This window comes from Streptomyces sp. NPDC001406, assembly GCF_042895285.1.
Lineage (GTDB): Bacteria > Actinomycetota > Actinomycetes > Streptomycetales > Streptomycetaceae > Streptomyces.
In genome coordinates this window covers 75,205-92,970 of the sequence record NZ_JBIAWG010000015.1, presented here as the reverse complement: position 1 = coordinate 92,970, position 17,766 = coordinate 75,205, and the positions used below count along the sequence as shown (strand labels likewise).

The following is a 17,766-nucleotide window of genomic DNA, read 5'->3' as shown; positions in this document are numbered from 1 at the left end:
GCAGAGATAACCTGCGAGACGGACATGCCGCGCGCTCGGACACCGTGTGCGCCCCCCTAGTGACACATGTGGACGTCACGTTGCCCTTCGCGGCACGCCCACGCATCCAACGAACCGCGAGATCACTGATAGGGACGGAAGCGCGTGGACCTGTTCGAGTACCAGGCGAGGGACCTCTTCGCCAAGCACGATGTACCGGTGCTGGCCGGTGAAGTCATCGACACGCCTGAGGCGGCGCGCGCGATCACCGAGCGGCTGGGCGGCAAGTCGGTCGTCAAGGCGCAGGTGAAGGTCGGTGGTCGCGGCAAGGCCGGCGGCGTCAAGCTGGCCGCCTCCGCGGACGAGGCCGTCGCCCGCGCGACGGACATCCTCGGCATGGACATCAAGGGCCACACGGTCCACAAGGTCATGATCGCCGAGACCGCGCCGGAGATCCTCGAGGAGTACTACGTCTCCTTCCTCCTCGACCGTGCCAACCGCACCTTCCTCTCCATCGCCTCCGTCGAGGGCGGCATGGAGATCGAGGAGGTGGCGGCCACCCGCCCGGAGGCCGTCGCCAAGACCCCGATCGACCCGATCGACGGTGTGGACGAGGCCAAGGCCCGCGAGATCGTCGCGGCCGCCAAGTTCCCGGCCGAGGTCGCCGACAAGGTCGCGAACGTCCTCGTCACGCTGTGGGACACCTTCATCAAGTCGGACGCCCTCCTCGTCGAGGTCAACCCGCTCGCGAAGGTCGCCTCCGGTGAGGTCATCGCCCTGGACGGCAAGGTGTCGCTCGACGACAACGCCGAGTTCCGCCACGACTGGGACGAGCTCCACGACAAGGCCGCGGCCAACCCGCTGGAGGCCGCCGCCAAGGAGAAGAACCTCAACTACGTCAAGCTCGACGGCGAGGTCGGCATCATCGGCAACGGCGCGGGTCTCGTCATGAGCACCCTGGACGTCGTCGCGTACGCCGGTGAGAACCACGGCAACGTCAAGCCCGCCAACTTCCTGGACATCGGCGGTGGCGCCTCCGCCCAGGTCATGGCGAACGGCCTGGAGATCATCCTCGGCGACCCGGACGTCAAGTCGGTCTTCGTCAACGTCTTCGGCGGCATCACCGCCTGTGACGAGGTCGCCAACGGCATCGTGCAGGCCCTGAAGCTTCTCGAGGACCGCGGCGAAGAGGTCACCAAGCCGCTCGTCGTCCGCCTCGACGGCAACAACGCCGAGCTGGGCCGGCAGATCCTCACGGACGCCAACCACCCGCTGGTGCAGCGCGTCGACACCATGGACGGCGCGGCGGACAAGGCCGCCGAGCTGGCCCACGCCGCCAAGTAAGCACTCAGGACGAGGACACCAACACACCATGGCTATCTGGCTCAACAAGGACAGCAAGGTCATCGTCCAGGGCATGACCGGCGCCACGGGCATGAAGCACACCAAGCTCATGCTGGGCGACGGCACCCACGTCGTGGGCGGCGTGAACCCGCGCAAGGCGGGGCAGACCGTCGACTTCGACGGCACCGAGGTACCCGTGTTCGGCACGGTCGCCGAGGCCATCGAGAAGACCGGCGCCAACGTCTCCGTCATCTTCGTGCCGGAGAAGTTCACCAAGGACGCGGTCGTCGAGGCCATCGACGCCGAGATCCCGCTGGCCGTCGTGATCACCGAGGGCATCGCCGTGCACGACACGGCCGCCTCCTGGGCGTACGCCGGCAAGAAGGGCAACAAGACCCGCATCATCGGCCCGAACTGCCCCGGCATCATCACCCCGGGTCAGTCGAACGTCGGCATCATCCCGGGCGACATCACCAAGCCGGGCCGTATCGGCCTGGTCTCGAAGTCCGGCACGCTGACGTACCAGATGATGTACGAGCTGCGTGACATCGGCTTCTCGACGGCCGTCGGCATCGGTGGCGACCCGATCATCGGCACCACGCACATCGACGCCCTGGCCGCCTTCCAGGACGACCCCGACACCGACCTGATCGTCATGATCGGCGAGATCGGCGGCGACGCCGAGGAGCGGGCCGCGGCCTTCATCAAGGAGAACGTGACCAAGCCGGTCGTCGGCTACGTCGCGGGCTTCACCGCCCCCGAGGGCAAGACCATGGGCCACGCCGGCGCCATCGTCTCCGGTTCGTCCGGCACCGCCCAGGCGAAGAAGGAGGCCCTTGAGGCCGCCGGCGTCAAGGTCGGCAAGACGCCGACCGAGACGGCGAAGCTCGCCCGCGAGATCCTGAACGGCTGACACGGCCGACACGGCTGACACGGCTGATCGCAGCCGGAAGGGCCCGCACCCTCACGGGGGTGCGGGCCCTTCCGCATGCCGGGTGCGCACGGTTCACCGGGGCAGTGGCAGCACCCTCTCCGGTCCGCGGGCCGCCGCCGACCGCAGCTTGGCCTGCAGCTTCAGCTCGGCGCCGGACAGCGGACCCAGCGCGGCCTTCGGCGGTACCCCGCGAACCGCCTGTGCCGGGGCGAGCGGTGCCTCGTACTGGGTCGGCGCGGTGCGCAGGGTGAGTGTGGTCGCGCCGATGATGGCGACCGTGAAGGCGATGGCGGCCCGGGTCCAGAACCGGGTCCTTTGTTCGCCGACGGTCCGTACCGTCGTCGGCTGCGGCGCCCGTAGCCGTTCCGTGGAGGCGAGTTCGGCCAGCCGCCGGTGGAGCGCGACGGGGTCCGACAGCTCGGGCAGGTGCTCGGCCAGCGCGGCTCGCGCGTGGGTGAGCCGGTTCGCCGCCGCCGGTGTGCTCGCCTCCGTCTCCGCCGCGGTCTCCGGCAGGTTGAGGCCGACGCCGTCGTAGAGCAGGAGCGTGCGGCGGTACGACGGCGGCAGCTTCAGGAGCGCGTGCAGCAGGGTGCGGTCGCCGGCGTCGGCGGGCGGTGGTTCGGGGTGCCGGTAGCGCGGGCGGAAGGAGTGCCAGGGGGACAGGGCGTACTCGTACGCCGTCGCCCGTACCCAGCCCGCCGGATCGCGGTCCTGGGCCACCTGCGGCCATTGCTGCCAGGCGAGTTGGAAGGCACGCTCCACGGACTCCCGGGCCAGCTCGCGCCGCCCGGTGAGCAGATACGTCTGGCGTACGAGGGCGGGAGCGCAGAACTCGTACAGGGCGTCGAATGCCTGTGCGGGCGTCAGGGAGGGGGCCGCCGGGGCGGGGATCACGGGCTGGGGTGCGGTGTCCTCCACGGCGTCCGCCGCGTTCGCCGCGAGCGACGCCAGCAGTTGGGCGTAGGCCTCCCGTCTCTCTGCCTTCGGGGTGGTACGGCCGGTCTCCCACGCGCGTACGGTCGCGCGGCTGACGCCGATCCGCTCGGCGACCTGAACCTGCGTCAGCGACCGGGACTCGCGCAGGCGTCGGCGTTCCTTGGGCGGTGGCAGCGGGCTCTCGGGGCTCTGTGTCACAGGTCGCCCCTTCGTACGAAAAAGTACATAAACATATATTGAGCGACACTTCGGTTGTTCGCCCGTTACGACGGGAAAGCGCGTGTCGTTGGGAGCATGGCGGTCGTGCCCCAGATGACCGCTCGCCAGATGACCGCTCGCCGACTGTCGTTGGCACCCCTGCTCACCCGGTTGCGGGACCGGTCCCCGGGACTGGGCGCGAGCGTTCTCGAAGGTGCGCTCGCGGCCGGGCTCGGGCTCGGTTCGTTCGCCGTGCCCGTGATGGTGCTGTGGATCAGCTCCCCCTACCCCGACAGCGGGCCGGGCAGCGCCCTGCACATCGCCGGCGCGCTGTGGCTCCTCGCGCACGGAGTCGAGCTGGTGCGCGTCGAGACGCTCTCCGGCGCCCCCGCGCCCATGGGCGTCACCCCGCTGCTGCTCCTGGTGCTGCCGGTGCTGCTGGTGTACCGAGCGGCACGGGACGCGGTGGACGCGCCCATCGAACCCGAGGGGCCACCGCCGATCGACGCGCGGACCGCGTGGGCGGGCGTCGTCCTCGGCTATCTCGCCGTCGGAGTCTGCGCCGCGCTGTACGCCTCCGGCGGTGCGCTGCGGCCCCAGTGGGGGTGGGTGGCGGTGTGCCTGCCGCTCGTCGCGACGGGGGCGGCGGGCGCGGGGGTGTGGACGGCGTACGGCCGTCCGCGCGAGCCGCTGCTGAGCGCGCTGGTGCTGCTGCCGGGCATGCTGCGCCGGCGGCTCCTGGGGCCGGTCGGCCGGGCGGGTCTGGTCGCGGCCGTGCGGGCCGCCGGTGCCGGGACGGTGGTGCTCTTCGGGGGCGGGACGCTGCTGCTCCTGGTGTCGCTGGTGGGGCACGGCGGGCCGGCGCGCGCGTCCTTCGGCCAGCTGACGGAGGGCTGGTCGGGACAGTTCGCCGTCCTGCTGCTGTGCGCGGCCCTGGCCCCCAACGCGGCCGTGTGGTCGGCGGCCTATGCCCTCGGCCCCGGCTTCGTGCTCGGGGCCGGGCACCTGGTGTATCCGCTCGCCTCGAATCCCGCGCCGCTGCTGCCGCCGTTCCCGTTGCTGGCGGCGGTGCCGGTGGCGGGTGCCGGCACGCCGCTGAACTGGGCGGCCGGGGTGGTGCCGGTGGTGGCGGGGGTGACAGTGGCGTGGTTCACGGTGCGGGTGGCCGTGCGGCGGGGAGAGCCGGGGGACGGCGCGGGGAAGGCGTGGCGCCGGGTGCCGGGCTGGTCGGCGGCGCGGACCGCCGGGGCGGCGGTGCTGGCGGCCGGGGTGTGCGCGCTCGCGTTCGCGACGCTCGCCGAGCTCTCGGGCGGGCCGCTCGGGGTCGCCGCGCTCGCCCGGTTCGGTCCGGTGTGGTGGCAGGCGGGATTCGCCACGGCGGCCTGGATCACGGTCGTCGCCGTTCCGGTGGTGCTGGGGCTGCGGGCTTGGCGGCTGCGGGCCTGGCGGCTGCGGGGCCTCCGGTCCCGGGAGCCCGGGGCGGTACCGGTCGTCTCGGCCGGGAGGCTGCCGGCCCAGCCCGCGTCGCCTCCCGCGCGCGAGCCGCACACCGAAGAGGCGCATGACACGAAGGACGCGCACGGCACGAAGGAAGCGCCCGGCACGAGGGAGGCGTACGACGCGGAAGGCGCGTACGACGGAGAGGACGCGTACGACTTCCTGCCCGTCGACGACACGGAAGCCGCGTACGGCTTCCTGCCGGTCGGCGACCCGCCGGGCCTCTCCTGGCACGACGACGCGGCACGCGCGGCGCGCTGGGCGGCCCTCAAGGAGGCCTCGGCCCAGCCGGACGCCCCGGACGCGGACAGCGCGTGAGGGGCCCGGCGCCGGGCGACCCGGGGTCAGCCGTTGCCGGTCCCCAGCAGCCCGCGCAGCTCGTGCGGCAGCAGCTGGCTGCAGGACTGCTTGGCCTGGTTGGTGAGGGCGTCGTTCACGCAGGTGTAGTAGTCGCGGTAGACCAGCTGGGCCGTGAAGGTCGCTGCGACCAGGGCGAGCGCCAGGGACGCCGTGACCAGGCCGCTGACGGCCGCCGTGGTCTGGGGGCGGCCGGTCTGCTCGGCCGCGGGGGTGTCCGGGTCCGGGGTGCGGGGCTTGGCGCGCAGCGCGCTCACGCCCCAGTAGATGGCCAGGGAGCCGAGCAGCAGAGCCACGTAGGGCCAGCTGAAGAGGGCGAAGAAGAAGGCCCACATGCCGCACAGGAGTGCGTAACGGGCCCGGCGCTGGGCGGGGTCCGTGGGGTCCCAGCGCATGCCCGGCCCCGGACCCTGGCCGGGGCCGCCGCCCGGACCCTCGGGACCGCCTTTGGGGCGCTCGCCGAAACCGCCGGGGGAGCGGCCCGGCTGGCGGTCGCTCCACTGGTTGCCCCAGGGGGAGTCGTGTTCGTCGGAGGATCCCGGTGCGGGGCGCCGCGGCTGCCACGGGCGGTCCGGGCTGCCCTCCGGCGGTGGCGCGAACGGGTTGTCGTCCTGCGGTGCGCCGCCCTGCCCGTCGCCTTCGCCGTTCTCCCGGCCCGAGGGTGCCTCGGGGGGCGAGGCCGGCCGCTCGCGCAGCAGGGCGCCACGCTCCCCTCCCAGCGCCGGCTGCGGGGGGAACGTGAGAAGTCGCAGGCTGCGGTCCGGCATCAAGTGAGCGTCTTCCCCTAGATGAATACGGCTGGTACGACCCGTCTGACGTGAGCTGTCACTGGGTGAACGCGCCGCACGACGACCGCGTTCCCGAGCCCGCTCCCTCCCAGACGCTACCTTCCGGCCACGCACCCGTCCCGTGGGGGCCCGCTCCGTGTGCCGGTATCGTTGCTGACGGTCGGCCGCTTCGTAGACTTCCCCGTATCCAGGGGCGCGAAGCATTCGTACGAATACACAAATGATCGTACGGTCCCGGCCGCCGTAAGACGCTCCCCCGAGAAAGGGCCCCACCGTGGCCGCCAAGCCCGTGGCCAAGCGCCTCGTCGTGCTGGTCTCCGGATCCGGCACCAATCTGCAGGCGCTCCTCGACGAGATCGCGCGCACCGGAAGCGAGGCCTACGGCGCCGAGATCGTCGCCGTAGGCGCCGACCGCGACGGCATCGAGGGGCTGGCGCGGGCCGAGCGGGCCGGGCTGCCGACCTTCGTGCGGAAGGTGAGGGACTACGGGACACGGGAGGAGTGGGACGCCGCGCTCACCGAGGCCGTCGGCGCCTACGAGCCCGACCTGGTCGTCTCCGCCGGGTTCATGAAGATCGTGGGGAAGGAGTTCCTCGCGCGCTTCGGCGGGCGGTTCGTCAACACCCACCCGGCTCTCCTCCCCAGTTTTCCGGGGGCCCACGGCGTACGGGACGCGCTCGCGTACGGCGCCAGGGTCACCGGCTGCACCGTCCACTTCGTCGACGACGGCGTCGACACCGGACCGATCATCGCTCAGGGCGTGGTGGAGGTCCGGGACGAGGACGACGAGAGCGCTCTGCACGAGCGCATCAAGGAAGTCGAGCGAAGGCTGCTCGTCGAGGTCGTGGGGCGGATCGCCCGCAACGGCTATCGCATTGAGGGACGAAAGGTAGTTATCCAGTGACCGCCACCGCCGAGAGCAACAAGCGGCCCATCCGCCGCGCGCTCGTCAGTGTCTACGACAAGACCGGACTCGAAGAGCTCGCCCGCGGGCTGCACGAGGCCGGTGTCGAACTCGTCTCCACCGGCTCCACCGCCTCCCGTATCGCCGCCGCCGGCGTCCCCGTCAACAAGGTCGAGGAGCTCACCGGCTTCCCCGAGTGCCTGGACGGCCGGGTCAAGACCCTGCACCCGAAGGTCCACGCCGGGATCCTCGCGGACCTGCGCCTGGAGGACCACCAGCGGCAGCTGGCCGAGCTGGGCGTCGAGCCGTTCGACCTGGTCGTCGTGAACCTCTACCCGTTCCGGGAGACCGTCGCCTCCGGCGCCTCGCCCGACGAGTGCGTCGAGCAGATCGACATCGGCGGGCCGTCGATGGTCCGCGCCGCCGCCAAGAACCATCCGTCCGTGGCCGTGGTCACCAGCCCCGCCCGGTACGCCGACGTCCTCCACGCGGTCAAGGAGGGCGGCTTCGACCTCGCCACCCGCAAGCGGCTCGCCGCCGAGGCCTTCCAGCACACGGCGTCGTACGACGTGGCGGTCGCCTCCTGGTTCGCCTCCTCGTACGCCCCCGTCGACGAGTCGGTCTTCCCCGACTTCCTGGGTGCCACCTACGAGCGCAAGAACACCCTGCGCTACGGCGAGAACCCGCACCAGCCCGCCGCCCTCTACACCGGCGGCGGCCCGGCCGGCGGTCTCGCCGAGGCCGAGCAACTGCACGGCAAGGAGATGTCGTACAACAACTACACGGACACCGACGCCGCGCGCCGTGCCGCGTACGACCACGACGAGCCGTGCGTCGCGATCATCAAGCACGCCAACCCCTGCGGGATCGCGGTCGGCGCGGACGTGGCCGAGGCGCACCGCAAGGCGCACGCCTGCGACCCGCTGTCGGCGTTCGGCGGCGTGATCGCGGTCAACCGCCCGGTGTCGAAGGAGATGGCCGAGCAGGTCGCCGAGATCTTCACCGAGGTCATCGTCGCGCCCGACTACGAGGAGGGGGCCCTGGAGGCCCTCGCCAAGAAGAAGAACATCCGCGTCCTGAAGGCCCCGAACGGTCCCTGCAACCGGGTCGAGGCCAAGCACATCGACGGCGGAGTCCTCCTCCAGGTCACCGACCGCCTCCAGGCCGACGGCGACGACCCGGCCAACTGGACGCTGGCCACCGGCGAGGCGCTGTCCCCCGAGGAACTGAAGGAGCTCGCCTTCGCCTGGAAGGCCTGCCGGGCCGTCAAGTCCAACGCCATCCTGCTCGCCAAGGACGGCGCCTCGGTCGGCGTCGGCATGGGCCAGGTCAACCGGGTCGACTCCGCGAAGCTGGCCGTCGAACGGGCCGGTGCCGAGCGCGCCCAGGGCTCGTACGCCGCCTCCGACGCGTTCTTCCCGTTCCCGGACGGCCTGGAGATCCTGACCGCGGCCGGCGTCAAGGCCGTGGCCCAGCCCGGCGGTTCGGTCCGCGACGAACTGGTCGTCGAGGCCGCGAAGAAGGCAGGCGTGACGATGTACTTCACGGGCACGCGCCACTTCTTCCACTGAGCACGGCCGGACGACGCGGGCGTCCGGAACGCACAGAACGCACAAGGGCCGTGGCCCCCCCGTCCGGGGTGGGACACGGCCCTTGGCTGTGTGTGGTGCTGTACCGGCTCAGTACTTCGGGCGGTTGAACCATGTCGAGGCCGCGCCGTTGACCATCGCCGCGAGGACGATGCCACCGATGGCGAGGGAGATGATGCCGCCGAAGGTGGCCGAACCGCCCGCGCCGTTCACGATGTTGACCAGGCTGCCCAGGATCATCAGCGACGAGTACACGATCGTCGTGATGCGGATGCCGCTGCCGCCGTTCTTGAACTTCACGCCGAGGAAGATCGACAGGCTGCCCAGCGCCAGCATCAGCAGCGCGATCAGGACGATCACGCCGGTCGCCGCGCTGGTGTCGTCACCGGAGCCCAGGGCGTTGGAGCCGTCCTGGAGGGCGGCGCCGGCGATGCCGATGAAGACGCCGGCCAGGAACTGGAAGCCGGCCACGATGAACAGCAGCACGCGGGCGGTCTTGATCAGGCCCGGCATCTCCATCGGCATGCCGTAGCCGTACGGCTGCTGGACCGGTGGGGCGGCGGGGTAGCCGTAGCCGGGCTGGGCGGGGGGAGCGGACGGGTAGCCGTACCCGGGCTGGCCCTGCGGCGGCTGGGGCGGGTAACCGGGCTGCTGGCCCTGCGGCGGGCCGTAGGGGTTGTTCGGGTCGCCGAAGCTCATGGCGGTTTTTCCTCCGTTGCTCAAGTGCGGGGACGCAGCGCGGCACGGTGCGGAGGAAAGTTCTACAGATGCGGTCCGTCCCCCCGGTACTGCCCGCGGCACTGTGTGCTCATCGTTCTTTAGCAGGCTCTTACTTGTCCAGCCGCATTCGCTATGTGTTGTGCAAGTGCAACATCATTGATCATGAGGTGTCCATGGTCCGGACCCCGGATTGGAACCCGGAGCCCGTCATCCGCGAGGATGGGAACATGACCGCCCAGATTCTCGATGGCAAGGCCACCGCAGCCGCGATCAAGTCCGATCTGACCGCCCGCGTGGCGGCGCTGAAGGAGAAGGGCGTCACGCCCGGCCTCGGCACGATCCTGGTCGGGGACGACCCCGGCAGCCAGAAGTACGTCGCCGGCAAGCACCGCGACTGCGCGGAGGTCGGCATCGCCTCCATCCAGCGCGAGCTGCCGGACACGGCCACGCAGGAGGAGATCGAGGCGGTCGTGCGCGAGCTGAACGAGGACCCGGCCTGCACCGGCTACATCGTCCAGCTGCCGCTGCCCAAGGGCATCGACGAGAACCGGATCCTGGAGCTGATGGACCCGGACAAGGACGCGGACGGCCTGCACCCGATGAACCTCGGCCGTCTCGTGCTCAACGAGCCGGCCCCCCTGCCCTGCACCCCGAACGGCGTGCTGACCCTCCTGCGCCGCTACGGCGTGGAGATCAAGGGCGCCGAGGTCGTGGTCGTCGGCCGCGGTGTCACCATCGGCCGCCCGATGCCGCTGCTGCTCACCCGGCGCAGCGAGAACGCGACCGTGACCCAGTGCCACACCGGCACCCGTGACCTCTCCGCCCACCTCAGGCGCGCGGACATCATCGTCGCGGCCGCCGGTTCCGCCCATCTGGTCCGACCCGAGGATGTCAAGCCGGGCGCGGCCGTCCTCGACGTCGGCGTCTCGCGCAGCGCCGAGGGCAAGATCGTGGGCGATGTCCACCCGGACGTGGCGAAGGTGGCCGGGTGGATCTCCCCGAACCCGGGCGGCGTGGGTCCGATGACCCGTGCGCAGCTGCTCGTCAACGTGGTCGAGGCGGCGGAGCGCAGTGCCGGCTGAGGACGACATCCACACCCACAAGGCTCCCGCAGACGCGGAGCCGACGGTCCGCGACGCGATCAGCGCGCCGGACGCCGAGGGCCACCCGAGGCGGACCACGCGCCGCTTCCCGCTGTTCACCCGGGACACCGCGCGCCCCGAGGGCGGCGGCCGGGCCGCTCCGGGCGACGCCCCGGCGCCCGCCCGGCAGTGGCCGATGCTGGTCGTGCTGTCGGCGGTCGCCATCGGCCTGCTGCTGGCCGCGCTCGACCTGTTCCGCTACGGGACCCTGCTGATCGGTGCCGCCCTGCTGGCCGGTGCGGTGATGCGCTGGGTCCTGCCGAGCGTCGGCATGCTCGCCGTGCGCTCCCGCTTCACGGACATCGTCACCTATGGCGTACTCGGCCTGGCGATCGTCCTGCTGGCGATGATGGCCCAGCCCAAACCCTGGCTGGAGATCCCGTTCCTGAAGGACACCCTGCATTTCACGATGGAGAACTAGGTTCCCCCGTACGACGCGACCGTGGCCCGCACCTCCCCCGAGGGGCGCGGGCCACGGTCGTTCTCAGGGCCGGGCTCCCGGGAACGGAGCTCCGCAGCGGAGGCCCGCCCCCTCCCCCGAACGGGGACGGACCGCCGCCACGACCCACCCTCCTGCAGCGGGAACGCCCTGTTCAACGCCTGTCAGTGCGCTGTGGCACGGAGGTGACCGTTCCGCTACGTGACCGGACCCTGGTCACAGCCACGGGAACCGACCGGCCGCCCGGCATCGTCACCGATCAGAGCGGGCGAATCGAAGAGCCGAAGGATGCCAGGAGGTGCACAGTGGGCTGCTGGCAGCCGCTGCCGGACGAACTCCCGCCGGAAGTACGGCACTTCGTCGAACATCTGCGGCTCCTCAAGGACAGCACCGGCCTCAGCCTGGTCGCGCTGGGCGCGCGCACCGCGTACAGCAAGTCCTCCTGGCAGCGCTACCTCAACGCGGTCCAGCCGCCGCCCCGGCAGGCCGTCGAGGCACTGTGCCGGGTCGCGGGCGTGGCCGGCGCGGACGCCGAACGGCACGCCGTGCGCTGGGAACTCGCGGTCAAGGCCTGGCCCCGCCCGGCGACGGCACCCGAACGCTCCGGGGGACCCGCCGGCACCGAGGCGTACGAGGACGACCCCACGCTTCCCTGGTGGGACCGGCCGGAGGAGGAGCGGCCGCCCCGCCCGGCCGGACGCCTGCTGCTGTCCGCGGTGTTACTCCTGCTTCTCCTGCTCCTCGTCGTGGTCATGGGGGCCGTGGTCTTCGGCTGACCGCCGACCTGAGCGCCCTTTGCCCGCTCAATCGGGCTAACGTGTCCCATCGGGACGGTCCGTTGGACCGCGCAGCGGTCGGCGTGCAACGGTGCATGCCCAACGGGCCCTTTGCTCCCGTGCGCCCCCTTCCCGGGAACTGCGATCCTTAGGGGACGCATCCCCGTGGGTAGCCAGAACGGGGACTGGCGGAGGGCACCACGCGCACGCGGCACAGGGGAAGGCGCGGGCAACAAAACAGCACCAACAGGGGGGAAAGAGGGGAATCGATGCCTCGTTGGAAAGCCTTGCCGGATGAACTCGATCCGCAGGTCAGGGAGTTCGCAAGCCAACTGCGGCGGCTCGTGGACCGCAGCGGGCTGAGCATCGCGGCGCTGGCCGACCGCACTGGCTACAGCAAGACGTCCTGGGAGCGTTATCTCAACGGTCGGCTGCTCGCGCCCAAGGGGGCGATCGTGGCGCTGGCCGAGGTCACCGGCACCAATCCCATTCACCTGACGACCATGTGGGAGCTCGCCGAACGCGCCTGGAGCCGTTCGGAGAACCGCCACGACATGACCATGGAGGCGATCCGGATCTCCCAGGCGCGCGCCGCGCTCGGGGAGTTCGGCGGACCTCCCGCCGCCAACGGAAACAAGACGGCCCGTAAGGGCGGCAGTGCCACGGTCAGTCCCGGGATCGCGGGACCGGCGGGCGTGTCCCCGACGATCCCGGCCCAGCCGACGGCACCCGACGCCGACGCCCGGGAGGAGGCCCAGAAGCCCTCCGCGCCGAGCGGCCCCAACTCCTGGGGGCTCGCCGGGTACGAGGGCCCGTCGCAGTCGAGCCGCCAGCCCTCCGGCCAGCCGGCGACGCCCGAGTCCGCGGGGCCGGCACCGGCGCAGGCCTCCTCGGACGGCCCCGGCCGGACCACGGCCAGTCCGGGCCCGTACGGCGAACCTCCCCAGGCTCCGCGCCCCGGCGGACCCGTCGGCGCGGGGAGCGCGGGCAGACGGCGGCTGACGATGTTCCTCGCGGGCGTCGTCGGCGCGGCCGTCGTCGTGGCCGCCGTCTTCTTCTTCACCAAGGGCGGCGACAAGAAGAACGAGGGCTCGGCCAAGTCGCCCTCCCCGTCCGCCAGCACCAATGCCAGCCTGCCCGCCGGGGTCAAGTGCAGCGGCGCGGGCTGCACCGGCAAGGACGCGGAGAGCATGGGGTGCAGCGGCGACCTGGTGACCACCGCCAAGTCCCTCGCCGTCGGCGCGGCCGTCCTGGAGGTCCGCTACAGCAAGACCTGCGGCGCGGCCTGGGGGCGGATCACCGGGGCCACGCAGGGGGACCAGGTCCGGGTCACCGTGGGCAAGGTCAAGGAGACCGGCGACATCACGACCCCCGGTGACACCATCGCGTACACGCCGATGGTGGCCGTGAAGGACGCGGCCGAGGCGAAGGCGTGCGCCACGCTGGCGTCGGGGCAGACGGGGTGCACCAAGTAGCGGGGCAGACGGGGGGCATCAAGCAGTACGGCCGGAAAACGATCCCGTGAGGCATGCATGGCCGGCCGGATTCCGGGCACGCGAACGGTACCCCCACGGGAGTCCGGACACCGGTACCCCCAACCGGCGGCCGCCTTCGTCTCACCTCTCCCGGACGGGCGGCCGCCCCCTTTTGTCACTCTGTGGGACGGGCCACACCGACCCGGCCGTGCGGGATGCCGGAGGCGCGATAGCCTGACCGCTGGATCTCTCTTGACGCCAAGAGATCGATCATTCATACCCGTGATCGATCATCGCGGCGGGCACCCGGCCACAAGCCGGGGCGGGGATCCCGTACCCCAGGGGCAGGGACGCCCCACCGCCAGCTGTCATACGGAGAACGCCATGACCCGCACTCCCGTGAACGTCACCGTCACCGGCGCGGCCGGCCAGATCGGTTACGCCCTGCTCTTCCGCATCGCCTCCGGCCAGCTGCTCGGCGCGGACGTGCCGGTCAAGCTGCGCCTTCTGGAGATCACCCCGGCCCTGAAGGCCGCCGAGGGCACGGCCATGGAGCTGGACGACTGCGCGTTCCCGCTCCTGCAGGGCATCGAGATCAGCGACGACCCGAACGTCGCCTTCGACGGCGCCAACGTCGCCCTGCTCGTGGGCGCCCGCCCGCGCACCAAGGGCATGGAGCGCGGTGACCTCCTCGAGGCCAACGGCGGCATCTTCAAGCCGCAGGGCAAGGCCATCAACGACCACGCCGCGGACGACATCAAGGTCCTGGTCGTCGGCAACCCGGCCAACACCAACGCCCTGATCGCCCAGGCCGCCGCGCCGGACGTACCGGCCGAGCGCTTCACCGCGATGACCCGCCTCGACCACAACCGCGCGCTGACCCAGCTCGCGAAGAAGACGGGCTCCACGGTCGCCGACATCAAGCGCCTGACCATCTGGGGCAACCACTCCGCCACCCAGTACCCCGACATCTTCCACGCCACGGTCGCCGGCAAGAACGCCGCCGAGGTCGTGAACGACGAGAAGTGGCTGGCCGAGGACTTCATCCCGACCGTCGCCAAGCGCGGCGCCGCGATCATCGAGGCCCGTGGCGCCTCCTCCGCGGCCTCCGCCGCCAACGCCGCCATCGACCACGTGTACACCTGGGTCAACGGCACCGCCGAGGGCGACTGGACCTCCATGGGCATCCCGTCGGACGGTTCCTACGGCGTCCCGGAGGGCCTGATCTCCTCCTTCCCGGTCACCACCAAGGACGGCAAGTACGAGATCGTCCAGGGCCTGGACATCAACGAGTTCTCCCGCGCCCGTATCGACGCCTCCGTCCAGGAGCTCGCGGAGGAGCGCGAGGCGGTCCGCTCCCTCGGCCTCATCTGAGCCGACCGGCAGACCGTTTCTGTCACGAGCCCGCACGGGCCCTGTTCCGGTTTTCTGCCGGAACGGGGCCCGCGCCCGTTTTCGCCGCTACCGTCAAGAGCGGTACGCGGCACGGTGATTCGGGGGGTTCGCGATGAGCGAATGGGACAGTGGCGGTCAGGACGGCCACAGCGCGGGTTCGGGGCCGGAGCGCGAGCCGAGCGAGGAGAGGGGCCAGGCCGCGTGGTCCGCGCCCGAGCCGGACTCCCCGCCCCCGTGGGCGTCGGCGCAGACCCGTACGGCCTCGGCACCGCCCCCGCCGCCACCTCCGTGGGCGTCCGCCGAGACGCAGGTCGGCACGCCGGCACCCCCGTTCCACACGCCGCCGCAGATGCCGCCACCGGCACAACCCCAGCCGCAGCAGCCACACCAGCCCCTGCAACCTCAGGCCTGGGCCCCGTCCGTCCCGGCTCCTCCCTACACCACCCAGCCCGGCGCCCCGCGGAGCGGCCCCGGCCGGGTGCTCCTCGTGCTCACCGTCATCGTCGTCGCCGCGGGATCCGCTCTCGGCGTCTGGTTCCTCAACCGTGACAACGGCACCGGATCCGAGGCGAGCCCCTCCACGAGCGTGTCCGCCGGAGCCTCGACGCCGGGAACCTCGCTCCCGTCACAGACCCCCGAGAGTCCGCAGGAGACCCCGCAGGAAACCCCGTCGGCCTCGACGCTCGCCTCTCCGCCCGCCGCCGGCTACCGCACCGCCCGGGACCCGGTCGGCTACACGCTCAACGTGCCCGACGGCTGGACCCGCCGGCAGAAGCAGGGCGAGAAGGCCGTGGTGGTCTTCTACGACTCCCCGTCCGACGGCCGCCAGCTGCAGATCTTCGAGCTGTCGGAGTCCACCCCGGCCGAGTCCCTGGACCTGGCCGAGAACGACTCCACCTACGGCTACTCCAGCCAGCCCGGCTACCAGGCGGGCGACCGCACCTCGGGCGACACCTGGGTCGAGCTGTCGTACCGCTACGACGACAAGGACAAGGGCGCCCGCCAGGTCATCGACCACCGCTTCAAGGCTGCCGACGGCACGCTCTACGCGATCCGCTCCAGCGGCCCCGAGGAACTGTCCTCCGACCAGATCCGCGATCCCCTCGCCGCAGCGGTGACCTCCTTCTGCCCGACGAACTCCCAGTGCGGCGGGTGACCATTCCGGCCCGCGCCCGCCCGGCGCCCGGACCGGCTTGGCGAGCACCGCGCGCAGGTCCGGCGGCGTAAGCCGCGCCGCCGGACTCGGGACCGAGCCGCCGTACCGTCTCCGGCAGCGAACTTCTGCCCCGGACCAGCCAGTCGAGCCGCCCGGCGTGAGCGACAGGCAGCCGGTCCGCCGTCGTCTCCGTCTCGACGCACCCTGAGATCCGCGCCCTCGGGCAGCCGCGCGAGCTTCCGCAGGCTCTCACCTACGTTCGAGCAGGGGAGTCCCCAGTCCCGAACGCGACCGAGGCCGTCTCGTCCCCGGGGGACACATGGTGCGCAGCCGCATTCGGCGCGTCCATGTCCCGCTCCGCGGCCGTCAGCAGTCGTCGGCCGAGTTCGCGGGCGGCCTCCCGTAGCTCCCGTGGTCGGACGATGCGGAAGGGTACGTCGAGGGCGGTGAGCTGTCGGACGTACCAGTCGGGTTCGTCGGTCGTGGCCAGCAGTCGGGTGGTGCCGTCGGCCAGTGGCTCGGGGCGGCCCAGGCTGCGCGGCAGCAGGCGGGCGACCCGGTCGGCGGGCGCGTCGACGACGACCTCGACCTCGTAGGTCCAGCCCTGGGAGAGGTGTTCCTCCAGGGTTTCCAGGGGGTCGAGCCCGGTCGGCGGGGTGAACGTGGTGTCGAGGGGCGTGACCCGGGTGATCCGGTCCACCCGCAGGACCCGCCGGGCGTCCCTGGTGTGCGACCAGCACAGCAGGTACCAGCGGCCGTGGTGGACGACGACCGCCCACGGGTCGACCTCCATCTCCCGTACGCCCCTCGGCCCCAGGTGGTAGCCGAGGCGCAGCCGGTGGCGTGCGGCGCAGGACTCGACGAGGGCGGCGGTGGTCGTGGGGTCGGGCGTCTCGGCGTACGGGTCGCCGCCGCGGGTGCTCACCGTGCGGACCGCCCGGGCCGGGCGGGCGACCGGTTCCGGGAGCACTCGCATGATCTTGCCGAGTGCCGCGCCCACCGGTCCGGCCGGGTCGGCCGCGTCGTGGTGGCCGTCGAGGACCGCCATCACCAGCCCCAGCGCCTCCGCGGCCGTGAACATCAGCGGCGGCAGCCGCAGGCCCCGGCCCACCCGGTAGCCGCCGTGCGGGCCGCGCGTCGACTCCACCGGTATCCCGGCCTCGCGCAGGATCGCGACGTACCGGCGGGCCGCCCGTTCGGAGACGCCCAACCGCTCGGCCAGGCGCCCGGCCGTGCTGCCGGGGCTGTTCTGGAGCATCTCCAGGAGCAGCAGGGCACGGGCGGTCGGGCTCTCGTCGTGTGTCATCCAACTCCCCGGAATTCCGGCAGCCGTTCGTCCGGAACGGACCGTAGCGTGCGCGCCATGAGCGAGAACAGCGAATCCGTGGTGACCGAATCCGTGGTGACCGAGTCCGTGGTGACCGGACAAGTGCCGCACGAACCCGTGCTGCTCGAACCGCCCGTCGACGGCAGTGAGATCGACACCCTCCTCGGCTCCCTGGAACGGCAGCGCAGGACGCTGGCCTGGAAGTGCGAGGGCCTGGACGCGGCCGGCCTGCGCGCGACGCTCGCGCCCTCCTCGGTGACCCTGGGCGGGCTGCTGAAGCATCTGGCCCTGGTGGAGGACGAGTACCTCACGCGGCGGCTGCTCGGGGAGAGGATGCCGGCGCCGTGGGACACGGCGGAATGGGACGCCGAGCCCGACTGGGAGTGGCGCTCGGCCGCCTCCGACACGCCCGAGCAGCTGTACGGGCTGTGGCGCGACGCCGTGGCCCGGTCCCGGGCAGGTGTCCGGCGGGCGGTCGCCGAGGGCGGCGCCGGCCACCGGGCCGCCGTCACCTTCCGCACCGGCGAGTCGCCCAGCCTGCGGCGCCTCCTGGTCGACCTCATCGAGGAGTACGCCCGCCACGTCGGCCACGCCGACCTGATCCGTGAGTCGATCGACGGACGGGTGGGGGAGGACCCGCCAGCCGACTTCTGACCCGGCCGAAGCCACGGAACCCGCCTTCTTTTGTCCCGTTTTGCCCGCACGCTCCGTGAGGTGGCGCACTTTCCGGTGTCGATTGCGCATGCAATCCGGCGGTCGGGGCAGGCGGCCTCCGTCCCCGAGAGTGACACGAATGTGACACAGGGGAAC

General features: G+C 71.9%; 16 protein-coding genes. 12 read left to right on the top strand and 4 right to left on the bottom strand.

What is annotated here, in order from left to right; genetic code table 11:
• Positions 1-144: 144 nt before the first annotated feature.
• Together sucC and sucD are read left to right on the top strand one after the other, a co-directional pair.
• On the top strand, positions 145-1,323 hold the full coding sequence (gene sucC, locus ACFY1J_RS32890) for an ADP-forming succinate--CoA ligase subunit beta (protein WP_390710126.1): 1,179 nt from the start codon (positions 145-147) through the stop codon (positions 1,321-1,323).
• A 28-nt stretch (positions 1,324-1,351) separates the two neighbouring features.
• Positions 1,352-2,236, top strand: a complete 885-nt coding sequence (gene sucD / locus ACFY1J_RS32885) for a succinate--CoA ligase subunit alpha (RefSeq protein ID WP_363293756.1) — start codon at positions 1,352-1,354, stop codon at positions 2,234-2,236.
• A gap of 93 nt (positions 2,237-2,329) precedes the next feature.
• Here sucD and ACFY1J_RS32880 read toward each other — a convergent pair whose 3' ends face one another.
• On the bottom strand, positions 2,330-3,391 hold the full coding sequence (locus tag ACFY1J_RS32880; RefSeq protein WP_390732485.1) for a helix-turn-helix domain-containing protein: 1,062 nt from the start codon (positions 3,389-3,391) through the stop codon (positions 2,330-2,332).
• A gap of 96 nt (positions 3,392-3,487) precedes the next feature.
• Between ACFY1J_RS32880 and ACFY1J_RS32875 the strand changes: the two genes are divergently transcribed.
• A complete protein-coding gene (locus ACFY1J_RS32875) occupies positions 3,488-5,206 on the top strand; it encodes a DUF6350 family protein (protein WP_390732484.1) in 1,719 nt (572 codons plus the stop codon).
• A gap of 26 nt (positions 5,207-5,232) precedes the next feature.
• Here ACFY1J_RS32875 and ACFY1J_RS32870 read toward each other — a convergent pair whose 3' ends face one another.
• Positions 5,233-6,012, bottom strand: coding sequence for a hypothetical protein (locus ACFY1J_RS32870; protein ID WP_390710123.1), 780 nt, complete (start codon positions 6,010-6,012; stop codon positions 5,233-5,235).
• Between the two features lie 295 nt (positions 6,013-6,307).
• Between ACFY1J_RS32870 and purN the strand changes: the two genes are divergently transcribed.
• Positions 6,308-6,937: a phosphoribosylglycinamide formyltransferase gene (gene purN / locus ACFY1J_RS32865; RefSeq protein WP_390710122.1), complete on the top strand. Its 630-nt coding sequence runs from the start codon at positions 6,308-6,310 to the stop codon at positions 6,935-6,937.
• Positions 6,934-8,508 (top strand): bifunctional phosphoribosylaminoimidazolecarboxamide formyltransferase/IMP cyclohydrolase, encoded by a 1,575-nt coding sequence (gene purH, locus ACFY1J_RS32860; RefSeq protein ID WP_390732483.1) that lies wholly within the window; start codon positions 6,934-6,936, stop codon positions 8,506-8,508. The genes purN and purH overlap by 4 nt, the downstream gene beginning before the upstream one ends.
• A gap of 108 nt (positions 8,509-8,616) precedes the next feature.
• Here the strand turns inward: purH and ACFY1J_RS32855 are convergent, their stop codons facing one another.
• Positions 8,617-9,225 carry a hypothetical protein gene (locus ACFY1J_RS32855; RefSeq protein WP_390710120.1) on the bottom strand — a complete coding sequence of 203 codons (609 nt, stop codon included), beginning with the start codon at positions 9,223-9,225 and terminating at the stop codon, positions 8,617-8,619.
• A gap of 248 nt (positions 9,226-9,473) precedes the next feature.
• Between ACFY1J_RS32855 and ACFY1J_RS32850 the strand changes: the two genes are divergently transcribed.
• From ACFY1J_RS32850 to ACFY1J_RS32825, 6 genes are all read left to right on the top strand, one after another.
• Positions 9,474-10,328, top strand: coding sequence for a bifunctional methylenetetrahydrofolate dehydrogenase/methenyltetrahydrofolate cyclohydrolase (locus ACFY1J_RS32850; protein WP_363293763.1), 855 nt, complete (start codon positions 9,474-9,476; stop codon positions 10,326-10,328).
• Positions 10,318-10,809, top strand: a complete 492-nt coding sequence (locus tag ACFY1J_RS32845; protein WP_390710119.1) for a DUF3017 domain-containing protein — start codon at positions 10,318-10,320, stop codon at positions 10,807-10,809. Before ACFY1J_RS32850 ends, ACFY1J_RS32845 begins: the two co-directional genes overlap by 11 nt.
• A gap of 323 nt (positions 10,810-11,132) precedes the next feature.
• The gene (locus ACFY1J_RS32840) at positions 11,133-11,603 is read left to right on the top strand and encodes a helix-turn-helix domain-containing protein (RefSeq protein ID WP_390710118.1); all 471 of its coding nucleotides are present in this window, start codon (positions 11,133-11,135) and stop codon (positions 11,601-11,603) included.
• 269 nt (positions 11,604-11,872) lie between these two features.
• On the top strand, positions 11,873-13,078 hold the full coding sequence (locus ACFY1J_RS32835; RefSeq protein WP_390732482.1) for a helix-turn-helix domain-containing protein: 1,206 nt from the start codon (positions 11,873-11,875) through the stop codon (positions 13,076-13,078).
• A gap of 384 nt (positions 13,079-13,462) precedes the next feature.
• Complete coding sequence (locus ACFY1J_RS32830; RefSeq protein ID WP_390710116.1) at positions 13,463-14,452, top strand: malate dehydrogenase; 990 nt, start codon at positions 13,463-13,465, stop codon at positions 14,450-14,452.
• 133 nt (positions 14,453-14,585) lie between these two features.
• Complete coding sequence (locus ACFY1J_RS32825; RefSeq protein ID WP_390710115.1) at positions 14,586-15,629, top strand: hypothetical protein; 1,044 nt, start codon at positions 14,586-14,588, stop codon at positions 15,627-15,629.
• Between the two features lie 253 nt (positions 15,630-15,882).
• On the opposite strand, the gene ACFY1J_RS32820 is transcribed toward ACFY1J_RS32825, so the two are convergent.
• A complete protein-coding gene (locus ACFY1J_RS32820) occupies positions 15,883-16,935 on the bottom strand; it encodes a helix-turn-helix transcriptional regulator (protein WP_390732481.1) in 1,053 nt (350 codons plus the stop codon).
• A 57-nt stretch (positions 16,936-16,992) separates the two neighbouring features.
• Here ACFY1J_RS32820 and ACFY1J_RS32815 point away from each other — a divergent pair, with 57 nt between their 5' ends.
• A complete protein-coding gene (locus ACFY1J_RS32815; RefSeq protein WP_390710113.1) occupies positions 16,993-17,610 on the top strand; it encodes a DinB family protein in 618 nt (205 codons plus the stop codon).
• The last annotated feature ends 156 nt before the right edge of the window (positions 17,611-17,766 follow it).